The 17,830-nt window shown below is 65.7% G+C and carries 14 protein-coding genes; all 14 read left to right on the forward strand.

Features of this window, described 5'->3' with window-relative positions:
• Positions 1-57 precede the first annotated feature (57 nt).
• The 14 genes from mmsA to ACU5E9_RS15260 all read left to right on the forward strand — a co-directional run bounded on the left by mmsA (position 58) and on the right by ACU5E9_RS15260 (position 17,775).
• Positions 58-1,587 (forward strand): multiple monosaccharide ABC transporter ATP-binding protein, encoded by a 1,530-nt coding sequence (mmsA, locus tag ACU5E9_RS15195; protein ID WP_456810734.1) that lies wholly within the window; start codon positions 58-60, stop codon positions 1,585-1,587.
• Between the two features lie 33 nt (positions 1,588-1,620).
• Entirely contained in the window at positions 1,621-2,862 is a 1,242-nt protein-coding gene (gene mmsB / locus ACU5E9_RS15200) for a multiple monosaccharide ABC transporter permease (RefSeq protein ID WP_456810735.1), read from the forward strand.
• A gap of 407 nt (positions 2,863-3,269) precedes the next feature.
• Positions 3,270-4,334, forward strand: coding sequence for a hypothetical protein (locus tag ACU5E9_RS15205; RefSeq protein WP_456810736.1), 1,065 nt, complete (start codon positions 3,270-3,272; stop codon positions 4,332-4,334).
• Between the two features lie 392 nt (positions 4,335-4,726).
• Positions 4,727-5,710 (forward strand): ABC transporter substrate-binding protein, encoded by a 984-nt coding sequence (locus ACU5E9_RS15210; RefSeq protein WP_456810737.1) that lies wholly within the window; start codon positions 4,727-4,729, stop codon positions 5,708-5,710.
• Positions 5,711-5,889: 179 nt separating this feature from the next.
• The gene (locus ACU5E9_RS15215) at positions 5,890-7,413 is read left to right on the forward strand and encodes a sugar ABC transporter ATP-binding protein (protein ID WP_456810738.1); all 1,524 of its coding nucleotides are present in this window, start codon (positions 5,890-5,892) and stop codon (positions 7,411-7,413) included.
• Positions 7,410-8,453 (forward strand): ABC transporter permease, encoded by a 1,044-nt coding sequence (locus ACU5E9_RS15220; protein WP_456810739.1) that lies wholly within the window; start codon positions 7,410-7,412, stop codon positions 8,451-8,453. The genes ACU5E9_RS15215 and ACU5E9_RS15220 overlap by 4 nt, the downstream gene beginning before the upstream one ends.
• Positions 8,450-9,466 (forward strand): galactofuranose ABC transporter, permease protein YjfF, encoded by a 1,017-nt coding sequence (gene yjfF, locus ACU5E9_RS15225; protein WP_456810740.1) that lies wholly within the window; start codon positions 8,450-8,452, stop codon positions 9,464-9,466. The genes ACU5E9_RS15220 and yjfF overlap by 4 nt, the downstream gene beginning before the upstream one ends.
• Positions 9,467-9,548: 82 nt before the next feature.
• Positions 9,549-10,592 (forward strand): LacI family DNA-binding transcriptional regulator, encoded by a 1,044-nt coding sequence (locus ACU5E9_RS15230; RefSeq protein WP_456810741.1) that lies wholly within the window; start codon positions 9,549-9,551, stop codon positions 10,590-10,592.
• Between the two features lie 362 nt (positions 10,593-10,954).
• Positions 10,955-11,188 carry a glutaredoxin-like protein NrdH gene (gene nrdH / locus ACU5E9_RS15235; RefSeq protein WP_066592430.1) on the forward strand — a complete coding sequence of 78 codons (234 nt, stop codon included), beginning with the start codon at positions 10,955-10,957 and terminating at the stop codon, positions 11,186-11,188.
• Positions 11,189-11,251: 63 nt separating this feature from the next.
• Complete coding sequence (nrdI, locus tag ACU5E9_RS15240; RefSeq protein WP_456810742.1) at positions 11,252-11,734, forward strand: class Ib ribonucleoside-diphosphate reductase assembly flavoprotein NrdI; 483 nt, start codon at positions 11,252-11,254, stop codon at positions 11,732-11,734.
• 35 nt (positions 11,735-11,769) lie between these two features.
• On the forward strand, positions 11,770-13,875 hold the full coding sequence (gene nrdE, locus ACU5E9_RS15245; RefSeq protein WP_456813553.1) for a class 1b ribonucleoside-diphosphate reductase subunit alpha: 2,106 nt from the start codon (positions 11,770-11,772) through the stop codon (positions 13,873-13,875).
• A gap of 104 nt (positions 13,876-13,979) precedes the next feature.
• Positions 13,980-14,954 (forward strand): class 1b ribonucleoside-diphosphate reductase subunit beta, encoded by a 975-nt coding sequence (gene nrdF, locus ACU5E9_RS15250; protein WP_297368613.1) that lies wholly within the window; start codon positions 13,980-13,982, stop codon positions 14,952-14,954.
• A gap of 95 nt (positions 14,955-15,049) precedes the next feature.
• Entirely contained in the window at positions 15,050-16,435 is a 1,386-nt protein-coding gene (locus ACU5E9_RS15255; RefSeq protein ID WP_456810743.1) for an FAD-binding oxidoreductase, read from the forward strand.
• Positions 16,432-17,775 carry a class I SAM-dependent methyltransferase gene (locus tag ACU5E9_RS15260; RefSeq protein ID WP_456810744.1) on the forward strand — a complete coding sequence of 448 codons (1,344 nt, stop codon included), beginning with the start codon at positions 16,432-16,434 and terminating at the stop codon, positions 17,773-17,775. The genes ACU5E9_RS15255 and ACU5E9_RS15260 overlap by 4 nt, the downstream gene beginning before the upstream one ends.
• Positions 17,776-17,830: the final 55 nt, after the last annotated feature.

Here is a 17,830-nt window from a genome sequence, read left to right on the forward strand (position 1 = left end):
GCGACACGCCCCGCCGGCCGGTCCGCACTACAAATTACGACCAAGAAAGGAACGCACGTGACCACCAACATCCTCGAGATGCGCGGTATTACCAAGACCTTCCCCGGCGTCAAGGCGCTGCAGGACGTGACGCTCAACGTCGCTCGCGGCGAAGTTCACGCCATCTGCGGTGAGAACGGCGCGGGCAAGTCCACGTTGATGAAGGTGCTCAGCGGCGTTTACCCGCACGGCACTTACACCGGCGACATCGTCTTCGAAGACGAAGTCGTCGAATTCAAGGACATCAGGGACAGCGAAGCCAAGGGCATCGTGATCATCCACCAGGAACTCGCTCTGAGTCCCTACCTCTCCATTGCGGAGAACATCTTCCTCAACAACGAACAGCGTGGCGGCCTCGGCCTGATCGACTGGAACAAGACCAACAGCGAGGCCGTGAAGCTGCTCGCCCGCGTGGGTCTGCGCGAAAACCCGACGACCAAGATCATGGACATCGGTGTCGGCAAGCAGCAGCTCGTGGAGATCGCCAAGGCGCTCTCCAAGCGCGTGAAGCTGCTCATCCTGGACGAGCCGACGGCCGCCCTCAACGACGAGGACTCCGACCACCTGCTCAACCTGATGCTGCACCTCAAGGGCCAGGGCATCACCTCGATCATCATCAGCCACAAGCTGAACGAGATCAAGAAGGTCTCCGACGCCGTCACGATCATCCGCGATGGCAAGGCCATCGAGACGATCGCGAAGTCCGACGTGACCGAAGACCGCATCATCAAGGACATGGTCGGCCGCGACCTCGAGCACCGCTACCCGGACCACACGCCGAACATCGGCGAGGAAATCCTGCGGGTCGAGGACTGGACCGCCCACCACCCCCAGGACCCCACCCGGGTGATGGTGGACAACGTGAACCTGAACGTGCGTCGCGGTGAGATCGTCGGCATCGCCGGTCTCATGGGCGCCGGGCGCACCGAGTTCGCGATGAGCCTGTTCGGCCGCACCTACGGCAGCCGCATCTCGGGCAAGGTCTTCAAGGCGGGCAAGGAAATCAAGACCCGCACGGTGACCGAGGCGATCGACAACGGCATCGCCTACGCCACCGAGGACCGCAAGACCTACGGTCTCAACCTCATCGAGGACATCAAGCGCAACATCTCGATGGCCTCGCTGGACAAGCTCGTCAAGGGCGGACTGGTCGACGACAACGAGGAATTCAAGGTCGCCAACGAGTACCGCACGAGCATGAACATCAAGGCACCGACCGTGCTGGCCAAGACCGGGAAGCTCTCCGGCGGTAACCAGCAGAAGGTCGTGCTGTCGAAGTGGATCTACTCGAACCCCGACGTGCTGATCCTCGACGAGCCCACCCGCGGCATCGACGTGGGCGCCAAGTACGAGATCTACGCGATCATCAACGCCCTCGCCGCACAGGGCAAGGGTGTCATCGTGATCTCGTCTGAGCTGCCGGAACTGATCGGCATCTGCGACCGCATCTACACCCTTTCCGAGGGACGCATCACGGGAGAATTCCCGATCACTGACGCCACCCCGGAGACCCTTATCAAGCACATGACCATGGAAAAGGCCCGTTAGCGTCGGCGCTATCGGCAAAGGAGAAACGTCAAAATGAGTGATCTCGAAACCAAGCCGGCGAGCACAACGGCCGCAGGCGGACAAATCAACCCCAGCACCTCCAAGGTGGGGACCTGGCTCAGCCACGTCGTCACCGACCTCGGCAAGAACGGTATCTTCATCGCGTTGATCGTGGTGGTTGTGCTGTTCAGCTTCCTGACCGACGGCATCCTGCTGCGGCCGCAGAACATCTCCAACCTGATCGTGCAGAACGGGTACATCCTCGTTCTCGCGGTGGGCATGGTGATGGTCATCATCGCCGGCCACATCGACCTGTCGGTCGGTTCCGTGGCCGCGTTCGTCGGCGCCGTATCCGGTGTCTTCGCGGTGAACTGGGGCCTGCCCTGGTGGCTGTCGGTCATCCTGTCGCTCCTCGTCGGCGCCCTGGTGGGCGTGTGGCAGGGCTTCTGGATCGCCTACGTGGGCATCCCGGCGTTCATCGTGACGCTGGCCGGCATGTTGATCTTCCGCGGCCTCGCGCTCGCGGTGCTCGGCAACGCCAACATCGGTTCCTTCCCGGCCGAGTACCGTGCCCTGGGCAACGGCTTCCTCACCGACCTGTTCGGTGAGTTCGAGCTTGACCCGCTCACCCTCGGTGTCGCAGCCCTGGCGATCATCGCCCTGATCGTGCAGCAGGTTCGCACCCGCCGCGGCCGTGCCTCGTACGGCCAGGAGGTCGAGCCGCTGGTCTGGTTCGTCGCCAAGCTCGTGCTGATCACCGTCGTCATCGGCATGTTCGCCTACGCGCTGGCCTCCTACAAGGGCATCCCGGTCACCCTGATCGTGCTGGCCGTGCTGGTGCTGGTCTACGGCGTCATCATGAACCGCAGCGTCTTCGGCCGCCACATCTACGCAATCGGTGGCAACCTGCACGCCGCCGAGCTGTCGGGTGTCAAGACCCGCAACGTGACGTTCTGGCTGTTCGTGAACATGGGTGTGCTCGCTGCTCTCGCCGGCCTGATCTTCACCGCCCGCCTCAACCTGGCCGGCCCGAAGGCCGGTGACGGTTTCGAGCTCGAGGCCATCTCCGCCGCCTTCATCGGTGGCGCGGCCGTTCAGGGTGGTGTCGGCACCATCGGTGGCGCCATCATCGGTGGTCTGATCATCGGTGTGCTGAACAACGGTATGTCGATCATGGGCATCGGCATCGAGTGGCAGCAGGCCGTGAAGGGCCTCGTGCTCCTCCTGGCCGTCGCCTTCGACGTCTACAACAAGCGTCGCTCCGGCGGACGCTAACCCTTTTCGCAACACACGGCCGCTGGCCCCGCATCCCTTCGGATGCGGGGCCAGCGGCCTTTCCGCGCCCTGCCCGTCCTGGGCCCTCCCAAACCTCGCGGCACTAGTTAGGCCCGGAGGCAGGTGCACGTACTAGTGCCGCCGGGACGAGAGCGTGCCCCGAGCGGATGAACTAGTGCCACCGGGACGAAGCAGTGCCCTGGCGGACGAACACAAGGCGGGGGAGATCGGGCGGACGGGGCCAGGCGGCGTGCCGGGCCGGGGTACGCGCGGCTGAGGTAGGCGCCGGCGGGGTGGGCTCGTGCGTGGTGGGCGCGGACGGGTCCTCCACAGGCCCCGGCGGGGCGTTTGCCGCACCGGTCCTGGCCTACGTGGGGCAGCACTGCGAGGTGGAGGGAAACTGCCGCATGGTCAATCAACCGTCCCCTAACCACACGCCCTTCCACCGCGGAGCACGGCCGGGTCACACGCCCTCCGTACTTGCCCTCGCCGAGATCGTAGGTGCGCGCTACGGCGGGCTTCTGCCGGCCGGCGCGCTGCTGGAGGTGGGCATCTCGCGGAGGGGTATTCAGCAGCTCTGCACGGAGGGTGCGCTGAGCAACATCCGACGCGGCGTGTATGTCGCGGCGGAGCGGTGGCGGACCGCGGATGCGAATGAGCGGTACCGCCTGCTCGTGCGGGCGACGGCCCTGGCCGCCGTACGCCCGCCAGTGCTGTCGCACCAGTCCGCCGCGGTGTTGCACGGCCTGCCGATCATAGGGGCCTGGTCCGCCAGCGTGCATACCAGCACTCCCGAGGCTGGCGGAGGTAGCTCCACCCGGGCAACCACCGCCCACCGGGGTGCGCCGCCGGACTCCCTGCAGGTCATCGACGGGTGCCAGGTCACCTCTCTCGCCCGCACGCTCGTGGATGTCGCGTCGTCATCCTCCTTGTTGGTGGGCGTGACGATGTTGGATCATGCACTACGTGTTGAGCAGGAGCGCGCCGAAAGGAGTCGGACTGGCCTCGGGCGGGTTGCGGGCCCGGGGGTGCTCACCAAGGCCGACCTCTACCAAGAGCTCGCCATCGTGAACCCTCGCACCGGTCGGCGCCAAGCCGAGCAGGCGATCGCGTTCGCCAGCCCGCTGTCGGCCAACCCGGGTGAGACCCTCAGCAGGGTGCGAATCTTTCAACTTGGCTTCGAGTTGCCGGAGTTGCAGGTGTGTTTTCCGAACATCCTCGGCGGCAATGCCTACGCGGATTTCTGGTGGCGGCGGGTGCGCAAGATCGGTGAATTCGACGGCTTCCTCAAGTATGGAGTCGGCCCGGTATTAGGTGGCCGGGATCCGGGTTCGGTGGTGTGGCAGGAGAAGCAGAGGGAGGATGCGTTGCGCGCCCGGGTGAACAGCTTCGACCGCTGGGGCTGGGACCTGGCGCTCTCGCCGGAACGGTTCTTCTCCTTCCTGACCGAACGGGGTGTGCCACGCCCGTGACGGCTGGGGCGCGTCCGCTCGCGGCACGTGTTCGGCACGGCGGCCCGCGCTGCAACGCGTGCCGCGGGGTCATACGCGTGCCACCGGCACTTACGCGTGCCGCCGGGAGGGCTCGAGGGGGCTCGGCTGGACCGGTGGGGCTGGGACCTGGCGCTGTCAGCCGAACGGTTCCACGCATTTCTGACGGAACGGGGGGTGCCGCGCGCCTGACCAGCGGTGCGGGGAGGATAAAACTCTCGCCGGGCGGGAGGGCGGAAATCGGGCTATTTTGGGGGTTGTGAGCGCTAACTTGTGAGCGCTAACATTCCTGCAAGATCAGAATGGCCTGATCCCCGGCACCAAGGGCACGCAGCATGGTTGCGCCGGGAAACTAAACAAGGAGGTTTGGTTACATGAAGAAAATCATTGGAATGGCCGCGGCCGGCGCGATGCTCCTAGCCCTGGCCGGATGCTCAGGGGGCGGCGGCTCCTCGAGCGCCGAGGGCGAAGCCCCCGCACCCGAAGACCTCGTCGTCGGGTTCTCCCAGGTGGGCGCGGAGAGCGGCTGGCGCGCCGCCAACACGAAGGACATCCAGGCGGCGTTCGAGGAGGCCGGCATCCCACTGAAGTTCTCGGATGCGCAGCAGAAGCAGGAGAACCAGATCAAGGCCATCCGCTCCTACATCCAGCAGGGCGTGGACGTCATCGCGTTCTCCCCGGTGGTGGAATCCGGCTGGGACACCGTGCTCAAGGAAGCCAAGGACGCCGACATCCCCGTCGTGCTGACCGACCGTTCGGTGGACTCGGCGGATAAGTCGCTGTACGTGTCGTTCCTCGGCTCGGACTTCGTCGAAGAGGGCAAGAAGGCCGGTGAGTGGGTGACGGAGGAGTTCGCGGACGCGGACGCCGTCAAGATCATCCAGCTGGAAGGCACCACCGGTTCCGCACCTGCGATCGACCGCGCCGAGGGTTTCGCCGATGTCATCGGCAGCGACCCGAAGTACGAGATCGTCGCCAGCCAGACGGGCGACTTCACCCGCTCCGGCGGCAAGCAGGTCACCGAGGCGCTGCTCAAGTCCAACCCGGACGTCGACCTGATCTACGCGCACAACGACGACATGGGCCTGGGCGCGATCGAGGCCATCGAGGCGGCCGGCCTGAAGCCGGGCGTGGACGTGAAGATCGTGACGATCGACGCGGTCAAGGACGGCATGCAGGCGCTGGCGGACGGCAAGATCAACTTCATCGTGGAGTGCTCGCCGCTGCTCGGCAACCAGCTGGTCGAGATCGTGGAGAAGGTCGTGGCCGGCGAAGACGTCGAGCCTCGCATCGTCACGGAGGAGACCACCTTCACCCAGGAAGAGGCCGTGGCCGCGCTGCCCGACCGCCAGTACTAGATTCACCAGAAGCACCGCACAACCGCTCCAGGCAACATCGAACCCCCGCTCGACCGTCGCGGGCCGGCGCCACACCGGCCCGGCCCGTGGCGCCGGCGGCACCCCACAGCTGCACCACCCCGGCACTCCGCTGCCGCGCACCATCAGTCCCAGATCCGTCTCAATGAAGAGAGCCAGGCATGACCACTCAGGTCCCCGTCGTCGATATGACGGACATCTCCATCTCCTTCCCCGGCGTGAAGGCGCTCGACCGGGTGAATTTCCGGATGTTCCCCGGCGAGGTGCACTCGCTGATGGGGGAGAACGGCGCCGGCAAGTCGACCATGATCAAGGCGCTCACGGGCGTGTACCCGATCGACTCCGGCAGCATCCTGCTCGATGGGAAACCGCTGGTGATCACCGGCCCCGCGCAGGCGCAGGAAGCCGGCATCAGCACGGTGTACCAGGAGGTGCACCTACTGACCAACCTGTCGGTGGCCGAGAACATCATGCTCGGCCGCGAACCCCGCCGCGGCGCCGCCATCGACTGGCGGGCCATGCGCGCCAGGGCCGCCGAGATCCTCGACGGCCTCAACCTCGACATCGACCCGTCCTCGCAGCTGGGCACGCACTCCCTCGCCGTGCAGCAGCTCGTGGCCATCGCCCGCGCCATCGACGTGCAGGCCAAGGTGCTCATCCTCGACGAACCGACGTCGAGCCTCGACGTCGACGAGGTCTCCGAACTGTTCCGTGTCATCCGCTCCCTTAAGGAGGACGGGGTCGCCATCCTCTTCGTCTCGCATTTCCTCGAGCAGGTTTACGAGATCTCCGACCGCCTCACCGTGCTGCGGAACGGCCAGCTGGTGGGCGAGTACCTCACCGAGGAGATCCTGCGGATCGAACTGGTGCACAAGATGATCGGCAAGGACATCGCCGTGCTCTCCGACCTCGACCGTAAGGCGCGCGCGCCGATCAGCGACGAGAGCGAGGAAGCCCCGTTCGTGCAGGCGATCGGGCTGGGCCGCAAGGGCTCCATCGCCCCGGTGGACCTCAGCGTGTACGAGGGCGAGGTCGTCGGCCTGGCCGGCCTTCTCGGTTCCGGCCGCACCGAACTGGCCCGGCTGCTCTCCGGCGCCGACCGGCCCGACCGCGGCGAACTCACCATCGGCGGCCGGCCGCGGCGGCTCCGTACCCCGCGGATGGCGCTGAAGTCACGGATCGCCTACTCCTCGGAGAACCGGCGCAGCGAGGGCATCATCGAAGACCTCACCGTGCGCGACAACATCGTGCTCGCGCTGCAGGCCGACCGCGGCTGGTTCCGCCGGATCCCGAAGAAGCGGCAGGACGAACTGGCCGCCAGCTACATCCAGGCGCTGAACATCCGTCCCCCTGACCCGGACGCGATCGTGAAGAACCTCTCCGGCGGCAACCAGCAGAAGGTGCTCCTGGCCCGCTGGCTGGCTGTCGCGCCGCGCCTGCTGATCCTGGACGAACCCACCCGCGGCATCGATGTGGGCGCCAAGGCCGAAATCCAGAAACTCGTCGCCGACCTGGCCGAGAACGGGATGTCGGTGGTGTTCATCTCCGCCGAACTCGAGGAGGTGCTGCGCCTCAGCCACCGCATCGTCGTGATGCGCGACCGGGAGAAGGTGGCCGACATCGTCAACGACGACGTCACCGTCGGCCAGGTCATGACCCTCATCGCAAGTGGAGCCGAATCATGAACCCCACCGTGACCCGTGCCCTCAAGCACCGGCTGTTCTGGCCGATCGCCACCCTGCTGGCGCTGCTCCTGCTGAACGTCGCCGTGTATCCCGCGTTCTTCTCGATCCGGGTGCAGGACGGCCATCTCTTCGGCAGCCTGGTCGACATCCTCCGCAACGGCGCCCCCACCCTGCTGGTGGCGCTGGGCATGACCCTGGTGATCGCCACCCGCGGCATCGACCTGTCGGTCGGCGCCGTCGTCGCCATCTCCGGCGCCCTGGCCTGCTCGATCATCGCGGGCTCCTCCGACCCGAACAGCCCCACCACCGTGCTGGTCGCCGTCGGCATCTCCCTCGTCCTGGCGTTGGTGCTCGGCGCTTGGAACGGGTTCCTGGTGTCGGTGATCGGGGTGCAACCGATCATCGCGACCCTGATCCTGATGACCGCCGGCCGGGGACTCGCGATGCTCATCACCGAGGGCCAGATCGTCACGATCAACTCCGCGCCGTACAAGGTCATCGGCGGCGGGTACTGGCTGGCGCTGCCCGCCTCGATCATCATCGCGCTGGGCATGTTCGCCATCGCTGCGGTGCTCACCCGCAAGACCGCGCTCGGGCTGCTGATCGAGTCGGTGGGCATCAACCCACAGGCCAGCCGCATAGCGGGCGTCCGCAGCCGCAGCATCATTTGGATGGTGTACATCTTCAGCGGCCTGTGCGCTGGCATCGCCGGCCTGATGATCAGCTCCAACGTCACCGCCGCCGACGCCAACAACGCCGGCCTCTGGATCGAGATGGATGCCATCCTCGCCGTGGTCATCGGCGGCACCTCGCTGGCCGGCGGGCGGTACTCGCTGGGCGGCACCCTGATCGGCGCCGCGATCATCCAGACCCTCACCACGACCGTGTACACGGTGGGCATCGCCCCCGAGATCACCCTGGTGTTCAAGGCGCTCGTGGTGATCATCGTGTGCCTGCTGCAATCACCCGCCCTGCAGACCCGCCTGGGGTCGCTGCGCCGCAGACCCGTCACGACATCCACCGGAGGGGTCCTCTCATGAGCATCCGCACCATCGACAAGCCCGCCTCCCGACCCCGGTTCGTGCGCCCGCGCGGCCGGTTCAACCTCGGCTCCCGGTATACGCCGGTGCTCGTGACCCTGGTGCTGCTGATCGCGATGTGGGGCGTCGGCGCCACTCGGTACCGTGGTTTCCTCTCCGTGCAGATGCTGCTGAACCTCCTGATCGACAACTCGTTCCTGCTGGTGCTCGTGGTCGGGATGACCTTCGTGATCCTCACCGGCGGCATCGACCTGTCGGTGGGCTCGGTTGTGGCCCTGTCGACCATGATCGCCGCGTCGCTGCTGCGGGCCGGCTGGCCGCCCCTGGTGGTGATCCTGATCGTGCTGGTCGTGGGTTCCACCCTCGGGATGCTGGTGGGCCTGGTCATCCATTTCTTCGAGATCCAGCCGTTCATCGCCACCCTCGCCGCCATGTTCCTGGCCCGCGGGCTCTGCTACGTGATCAGCCTGAACTCGATCTCCATCACCAACCCGTTCTTCGTGGACATGGCGCAGACCCGCATCCCGCTCGGTCCCGGGCTGGCGATCACGCCGAGCGTCATCATCGCCGTGATCGTGGTGGCCATCGCCTTCTTCGTGCTGCACTACACCCGCACCGGCCGCACGGTCTACGGCATCGGCAACGGCGGCCAGTCCGCGATGCTGATGGGCCTTCCCGTGGCCCGCACCCGGGTGCTCGTCTACGTGATCAGCGGGTTCTGCTCCGCGCTCGGCGGGGTGCTCTTCACCTTCTATACGCTCTCCGGCTACAGCCTCACCGCGGTGGGGATGGAACTGGATGCGATCGCCGCCGTCGTGATCGGCGGCACCCTGCTCACCGGCGGCTCCGGGTTCATCCTCGGCTCCGTGCTCGGCGTGCTCGTGCTCGGCATCATCCAGACCATCATCAGCTTCGAGGGCACCCTGAGTTCCTGGTGGACGAAGATCGTGATCGGCGCCCTGCTGCTGGTCTTCATCGTGCTGCAACGACTCCTGACAACACTGCGGCGGTAATGCCCGCGCCCAGCAGTCGAGAGAATAGTAGTGCGCGGATGTCAGCGCACCGGTGCGCAGGCGCCGGCCGCAGGAGGTGGTTGTGATCGACGACGATAGGACGCGCGTCGCGACGATCTTCGACGTGGCCAGGCTCGCCGGGGTGTCGCACCAGACCGTGTCCCGGGTGCTCAACGACCTGCCCAACGTGCGGCCGGCGACCCGGCAGCGGGTGGAGAAGGCCATCGCGGCGCTGAACTACCGGCCGTCGCCCGCCGCCCGCGCCCTGGTCACCCGGCGGTCGCGAACCATCGGCCTGATCACGACGGGCGGGCCGGACTACGGCCCCTCCAGCGCCGTGCTGCACTTCAACGAGGCGGCCCGGTCCTCCCGTTACGCCGTGAGCATGGCGAGCATGCTCAAGTCCGACCCGGATTCGTTGCGGTCGGCGGTGGAGTTGCTGCTGCGGCAGAACGTGGAGGCGATCGTGCTGATCGCCGCGCACCGCGGCGCCCTCGACACCGTGCAGGGCATCGAGCTGGGCGTGCCGCTGATCGCGGTGGATTCCAGCGGCCGCCGCGGCTTCCACAGTGTGGCCATCGACCAGTACCGCGGGGCCAGGGCCGCCGTCGCCCACCTCGCTGGCCTCGGCCACACCCGCATCCGCCACCTGGCCGGACCGGCCGACTCGATGGATGCGATCGAACGGGTGCGCGGCTGGCGCGACGAGTTGGCCGCGCGTGGGCTGGTGGCGGTGGAGCCGATGGTGGGGGACTGGTCGCCGGCCAGCGGATTCGAGTTCGGTACCGCGCTGGCGGGGCAAGGCGCCCCGCTGGACTTCACGGCGGTATTCGCCGGCAACGACCAGATGGCGCTCGGCCTGGTGCACGCTCTCGCCGGGCACGGGCTCACCGTTCCCGACGACGTCAGCGTGATCGGCTTCGACGACATCCCGGAGTCGGCGTTCTTCGCCCCGCCGCTGACGACCATGCGCCAGGACTTCGACAGCCTGGGACGGGACATCCTGTTCACCCTGCTGGCCGTCCTCGCCGACGAGGACTCCTCCGGGGTGCCGCCGATGGTGCCCGAACTGGTCATCCGCGCCTCGACGGCGCCGCCACGAGCATCCGCCGCACCGGCCGGATAGGCACCGGCGCGGCCGACGCGCCCGGCGAAAGATTCCACAGGGCGAATTCCGCAAATTGTCCCGCCTGTGGATAACTCTCACCCGGACCGCGGGATTCTGCGGCTTCCGGCCCCGGCGGCCTGTTGACAACCGGTGCAATGTCGGTGGATAAGTACATAATTGTAATTCCCGCATGTAGTGGCCGTTCCCTTCCGGGATCACTAGATGTAGTATTGAAGTCCAAGCAAACGCACAACGCTTCACAAAGAACTTCGCACTTTACGAGTGCATTTCCACCACATTTCCAACACGTCTTACCCACGGATTTCGCATAGCTGTGCCCAAGGTCCTGAACGACGAGAACGATACGAGAGGCCTCTTCGATGGCAATCACCGTTTACACCAAGCCGTCCTGCGTGCAGTGCACCGCGACGTACCGCGCCCTGGACAACAAGGGCATCGAATACAACATCCTCGACCTGTCGGCCGATGAGAACGCCCTCGAGGCCGTCAAGGCGCTCGGCTACCTGCAGGCGCCCGTCGTCATCACCGACGAGGACCACTGGTCGGGCTTCCGCCCCGACAAGATCAACGAACTCGCCGCGCGCCTGGCGTAACCGACACAGCGCCTGGGGTGCGCCGACCGCTCGACTCGCACAACTCGCACGAAAAGGGGACCCATGCTGCTTCAGGCTGATTCCACTCGCGAGTCCACCGCTGGCGTGACCGGCGGGGCAGTCGAGGGTATCGATGCCGGGGATGTGGACATCGTCTATTTCTCGAGTATTTCGGGAAACACCGCCAGGTTCGTCGAGAAGCTCGGCCGGCCGGCCGCGCGCATCCCGCTGTACGCCAAGGATGCGCCACTCGTGGCCCGGCGGCCGTTCGTGCTCGTCCTGCCCACCTACGGTGGCGGCAACCTGGGGCCGGCCGTGCCGCGTCAGGTCATCCGCTTCCTGAACGACAAGCGCAATCGCACGCTCATCCGCGGCGTCATCGGCGCCGGCAACACGAATTTCGGTGAGGCGTTCTGCCTCGCCGGGGACATCATCGCGCAGAAGTGCGGTGTGCCCCACCTGTATCGCTTTGAAGTATTCGGCACACCGGACGACGTAGCCGCCGTTCACGAAGGATTGGAACAATTTTGGAAGCAACAGCCGTGAAGGTCACCCCGATCAGCCCGCCGTCGGGCCTGGACATGGACTATCACTCCCTGAACGCCATGCTCAACCTGTATGGACCGAGCGGGGAGATCCAGTTCGACAAGGACCGCGAAGCTGCCCGGGAGTTCTTCCTGCAGCACGTGAACCAGAACACGGTGTTCTTCCACTCGCTGCGTGAGCGCCTCGACTACCTGGTGGAGAAGGAATACTACGAGCAGGCCGTGCTCGACCTGTACTCCTTCGAGTTCATCACCAAGCTCAACGACCTCGCCTACTCGAAGAAGTTCCGCTTCCAGACCTTCCTCGGCGCGTTCAAGTACTACACCTCCTACACACTGAAGACGTTCGACGGGAAGCGTTACCTCGAGCGCTTCGAGGACCGCGTCGTGATGAGCGCCCTCGGCCTGGCCCAGGGTGACGAAGAACTCGCGATCGCTCTCGTCGAGGAGATCATCGCCGGCCGCTTCCAGCCCGCGACCCCCACGTTCCTCAACTCCGGCAAGGCCCAGCGCGGCGAGCTCGTCTCCTGCTTCCTGCTCCGCATCGAAGACAACATGGAGTCCATCTCCCGCGGCATCAACTCGTCGCTGCAGCTGTCCAAGCGCGGCGGCGGCGTGGCCCTGCTGCTCTCCAACATCCGTGAGTCCGGCGCGCCGATCAAGCAGATCGAGAACCAGTCCAGCGGCATCATCCCCGTGATGAAGCTGCTCGAAGACTCCTTCAGCTACGCCAACCAGCTCGGAGCCCGCCAGGGCGCCGGCGCGGTGTACCTGCAGGCGCACCACCCCGACATCATGCGCTTTCTCGACACCAAGCGGGAGAACGCCGACGAGAAGATCCGCATCAAGACCCTCTCCCTCGGTGTGGTCATCCCCGACATCACCTTCGAGCTGGCCAAGAACAACGAGGACATGTACCTGTTCTCCCCGTACGACGTCGAGCGCGTCTACGGCGTGCCGTTCGCCGACATCTCGGTCTCCGAGAAGTACCACGAGATGGTCGACGACCCGCGCATCAAGAAGTCCAAGATGAAGGCGCGCGACTTCTTCCAGACCCTCGCCGAGATCCAGTTCGAGTCCGGCTACCCGTACATCATGTTCGAAGACACCGTGAACGAGGCGAACCCGATCCAGGGCCGCATCAACATGTCGAACCTGTGCTCCGAGATCCTCCAGGTCAACACCCCGACCACGTACAACGAGGACCTCTCCTACGACACCATCGGCAAGGACATCTCCTGCAACCTCGGCTCGATGAACATCGCGCTGGCCATGGATGCGCCCGACTTCGGCCGGGTCGTCGACACCGCGATCCGCGGACTGAGCGCCGTCTCCGACCAGAGCCACATCGCGTCGGTACGCTCGATCGAGACCGGTAACGACAAGTCGCACGCCATCGGCCTTGGCCAGATGAACCTGCACGGCTACCTCGCCCGCGAGCGGGTGTACTACGGCAGCGAAGAAGGCATCGACTTCACCAACATCTACTTCTACACGGTGCTGTTCCACGCCCTGCGCGCCTCGAACAAGATCGCCATCGAACGCGGCATCACCTTCGAGGGCTTCGAGAACTCCACCTACGCCTCCGGCACCTTCTTCGACAAGTACACCGACCAGGTCTGGGCACCCAGCACCGTCCGCGGCGCCGAGCTGTTCGCGAACTCCAACGTCGAGATCCCCACGCAGGCCGACTGGGCCGAGCTCAAGGCATCCATCATGCAGCACGGTATCTACAACCAGAACCTGCAGGCCGTGCCGCCGACCGGATCGATCTCGTACATCAACAACTCGACCGCGTCGATCCACCCGATCGCCTCGAAGATCGAGATCCGCAAGGAAGGCAAGCTCGGCCGCGTGTACTACCCGGCGCCGTTCATGACGAACGACAACACCGAGTTCTATCAGGATGCCTACGAAATCGGCTACGAGAAGGTCATCGACACCTACGCCGCCGCCACCCAGCACGTGGACCAGGGCCTGTCGCTGACGTTGTTCTTCAAGGACACCGCCACCACCCGCGACATCAACCGCGCCCAGATCTACGCCTGGAAAAAGGGCATCAAGACGATCTACTACATCCGACTGCGCCAGATGGCCCTCGAGGGGACCGAGGTGGAGGGCTGTGTTTCCTGCGCCCTCTGAGTAAGTAGCGGCATAATCGGTGGTCGAGCTTGTCGAGACCACGTAGATAACTCTCGAGATCTCGACAAGCTCGATCACCGACGTAACACCAAGAGGAAAACACCATGATTGACAAGCTCAAGCTCGTCTCCCACGTTGACGCGATCAACTGGAACAAGATCGAAGACGAAAAGGACGTCGAGGTCTGGAACCGCCTCGTCAACAACTTCTGGCTGCCCGAGAAGATCCCGCTCTCCAACGACGTGCAGTCCTGGAACCAGCTCACCCCGGTGGAGCAGCAGCTCACCATGCGCGTGTTCACCGGCCTGACCCTGCTCGACACCATCCAGGGCACCGTCGGCGCCGTCTCGCTGATCCCCGACGCGATCACCCCGCACGAGGAAGCCGTCTACACGAACATCGCGTTCATGGAGTCGGTGCACGCCAAGAGCTACTCCTCGATCTTCTCGACCCTCGCGTCGACGAAGGAGATCGACGAGGCCTTCCGCTGGTCGACGGAGAACGTCAACCTGCAGAAGAAGGCGTCCATCGTGATGGACTACTACCAGGGGGACGACCCGCTGAAGCGCAAGGTCGCCTCGGTGCTGCTCGAGTCGTTCCTGTTCTACTCCGGCTTCTACCTGCCCATGTACTTCTCCAGCCGCGCCCGCCTCACCAACACGGCCGACCTCATCCGCCTGATCATCCGCGATGAGGCCGTGCACGGGTACTACATCGGCTACAAGTTCCAGAAGGGTCTCGAGGGCGCCACGCAGGAGCGCAAGGACGAGATCAAGGACTACACCTTCAACCTCATGTTCGAGCTGTACGAGAACGAGGTGCAGTACACGCAGGACCTCTACGATCAGGTCGGGCTGACCGAAGACGTGAAGAAGTTCCTGCACTACAACGCCAACAAGGCGCTGATGAACCTCGGCTACGAGGCCATGTTCCCCAAGGCCGTCACCGACGTGAACCCGGCGATCCTGTCGGCCCTGTCGCCGAACGCCGACGAGAACCACGACTTCTTCTCCGGGTCGGGCTCCTCGTACGTCATCGGCAAGGCCGTCAACACTGAAGACGACGACTGGGACTTCTAGGTCTCCTCGGCTGACTGACCGGTGAAAGGGCGGATGCTTCGGCATCCGCCCTTTTCGCCGTCGCCTCCAGCGCGGTTGCGGGCTACCGTGGGGGCGTGTCCGTCGCTCCAGCTGATACCCGGGTCGCTCACGCCGAGGGCGTGCAGCGACTTCTCGCGAGCTACCGGGCCGTGCCGGCGACGGAGCCGGTGCGGCTGGCCAAACCGACATCCAATCTGTTTCGCACGCGCACCAAGGCCCGGGTCAGGGGCCTCGACACCTCCGGGCTGACGGGGGTCATCAGCGTCGACGCCGAGGCGCGGACGGCGGAGGTCGCCGGCATGTGCACCTACGACGACCTCGTCGCGGCGACCCTTCCCGCCGGCCTGGCACCGCTGGTGGTGCCGCAGTTGAAGACCATCACGCTCGGCGGCGCCGTCACCGGCCTGGGCATCGAGTCGACGTCGTTCCGCAACGGACTGCCGCACGAGTCGGTCCTCGAGATGGACATCCTCACCGGCACGGGGGAGCTGCTCACCGTGTCGCCCACCGAGCACGCGGATCTGTACCGGGCGTTCCCCAACTCGTACGGCACGCTGGGGTACGCGGTGCGCCTCTGCATCGACCTGGAACCCGTCAAACCATTCGTCGCCTTGCGGCACTTGCGGTTCCACTCGCTCGACGACCTGGTCACCATGATGGGCCGCATCACCCGGACCGGCCGGCTCGACGGGGTGGCGATCGACTACCTCGATTCAGTGGTGTTCAGCGCCGGCGAGAGCTACCTCTGCGTCGGTGTGCAGACGGATGCCCCCGGTACCGTCAGCGACTACACCGGCCAGCAGATCTACTACCGCTCGATCCGGCACGACACCGGCGTGACCGATGACCGCCTCACCATTCACGACTACCTGTGGCGGTGGGACACCGACTGGTTCTGGTGCTCCGAGCCGTTCGGCGCGCAGAATCCACGCCTCCGCCGGATCTGGCCGAAGCGTTACCGGGGCAGCCGGTTCTACTCGACGCTGATGACCTACGAACAACGATTTCGGATCGGCGACCGGATCGAACAGCTGGCCGGCCGGCCGCCGCGCGAACGCGTCGTGCAGGATGTCGAAATTCCCCTCGCGCGGTGTGCCGAGTACCTCAACTGGTTCCTGGCGACCGTGCCGATCGAGCCGATTTGGCTGTGCCCGCTGCGCCTGCGTGACGCCGGCGGCGACGGCTGGCCCCTGTACCCGATCCAGCCGAACCAGACCTACGTCAACGTGGGCTTCTGGGGTACGGTGCCCGTCGGGCGGCAGGAGGGCGAGACGAACCGGCTGATCGAGCGCACGGTCACCGCCGTCGACGGACACAAGTCGCTGTACTCCGACTCCTATTACTCCCGGGAAGAGTTCGACGACCTCTACGGCGGGGACAGCTACCGGGCGGTGAAGAACACATACGACCCTGATTCACGACTCCTCGACCTCTATGCCAAGGCGGTGCAACGACGATGACCACGTTCAAGGAACCCTCGACCACGTCGGATGCGCCGACGGGTGCGCCGGCCACAACGGGACCGGCGGGGAAGTTCTCCCTCGCCGAGGTCGTGGAGGTTCTGGCGGGCGGTCGGCTTCCGCTGCGCTTCACCGCCTACGACGGGAGTGCGACCGGACCGTCGGACGCTCCGTTCGGGCTGGATCTGCGGACCCCGCGCGGCACCACCTACCTCGCCACCGGCCGCGGCGACCTCGGTTTTGCCCGTGCCTACATTGCCGGCGACCTCGATATCAGCGGGGTGCACCCGGGGGACCCCTATGAACTGCTCAAGGCGCTCGCCGACAGCCTCGTCTTCACCCGCCCACCGGCACGGATGATGGTCGACATCATCCGTTCCATCGGCGCCCGGCACCTGCGCCCGATAGCGCCGCCACCCCAGGAAGGGCAGCCCCGGTGGCAGCGAATCGCCGGGGGGCTCCGGCACAGCAAGACTCGGGACGCCGAGGCGGTGCACCACCACTACGACGTCTCGAACACCTTCTACGAGTGGGTGCTCGGCCCGTCGATGACCTACACCTGCGCGTGCTACCCGCACCCGAGCGCGACGCTCGAGGAGGCGCAGGAGAACAAGTACCGGCTCGTGTTCGAGAAGCTGCGGCTGGCGCCAGGCCACCGGTTACTCGACGTCGGCTGCGGCTGGGGCGGCATGGTGCGCTACGCCGCCCGCCGCGGCGTGCGGGCGACCGGTGTGACGTTGTCGGCCGAGCAGACCGGGTGGGCGCAACGGGCCATCGCCGACGAGGGCCTGGCTGACCTGGCCGAGGTCCGTCACGCCGATTATCGCGACATCACGGAAACCGGCTACGACGCGGTGTCGTCGATCGGGCTGCTCGAGCACATCGGCGTGCGCAACTATCCGTCGTACTTCGGTTTTCTGCAGTCCCGGCTGCGCCCCGGCGGGCTGCTGCTCAATCACAGCATCACCTGGCCCGACAACCGAAAGAAGCCGGAAGCGGGCGGATTCATCGACCGGTACGTCTTCCCCGACGGGGAACTTGCCGGGTCCGGCCGCATCATCAGCGACGCGCAGGACATCGGCCTTGAGGTGGTGCACGAAGAGAACCTGAGGCAGCACTACGCGATGACGCTGCGCGACTGGTGCGCCAACCTCGTCACCCACTGGGACGAGGCCGTCGCCGAGGTCGGGCTGCCCACCGCGAAGGTGTGGGGCCTGTACATGGCCGGATCACGGCTCGGGTTCGAGAACAACGGCATCCAGTTGCACCAGGTCCTGCTGAACCGGCCCGACACGCACGGCAGTGCCGAGCTGCCGTTGCGCCCATGGTGGACGCCCTAGTCATAACTCCTGCAATTTAGATGGCACTCGTCCGTGCGCGCCCGGAAATACGGGG

It is taken from the genome of Cryobacterium sp. AP23 (assembly GCF_054075385.1).

Coding starts and splice junctions, on each gene's coding strand:
- nrdH (WP_066592430.1), top strand. CDS start 10,955: ATGGCAATCACCGTTTACACCAAGCCGTCCTGCGTGCAGTGCACCGCG.
- yjfF (WP_456810740.1), top strand. CDS start 8,450: ATGAGCATCCGCACCATCGACAAGCCCGCCTCCCGACCCCGGTTCGTG.
- nrdI (WP_456810742.1), top strand. CDS start 11,252: ATGCTGCTTCAGGCTGATTCCACTCGCGAGTCCACCGCTGGCGTGACC.
- ACU5E9_RS15260 (WP_456810744.1), top strand. CDS start 16,432: ATGACCACGTTCAAGGAACCCTCGACCACGTCGGATGCGCCGACGGGT.
- ACU5E9_RS15205 (WP_456810736.1), top strand. CDS start 3,270: ATGGTCAATCAACCGTCCCCTAACCACACGCCCTTCCACCGCGGAGCA.
- ACU5E9_RS15215 (WP_456810738.1), top strand. CDS start 5,890: ATGACCACTCAGGTCCCCGTCGTCGATATGACGGACATCTCCATCTCC.
- nrdF (WP_297368613.1), top strand. CDS start 13,980: ATGATTGACAAGCTCAAGCTCGTCTCCCACGTTGACGCGATCAACTGG.
- nrdE (WP_456813553.1), top strand. CDS start 11,770: ATGGACTATCACTCCCTGAACGCCATGCTCAACCTGTATGGACCGAGC.
- ACU5E9_RS15220 (WP_456810739.1), top strand. CDS start 7,410: ATGAACCCCACCGTGACCCGTGCCCTCAAGCACCGGCTGTTCTGGCCG.
- mmsB (WP_456810735.1), top strand. CDS start 1,621: ATGAGTGATCTCGAAACCAAGCCGGCGAGCACAACGGCCGCAGGCGGA.
- ACU5E9_RS15210 (WP_456810737.1), top strand. CDS start 4,727: ATGAAGAAAATCATTGGAATGGCCGCGGCCGGCGCGATGCTCCTAGCC.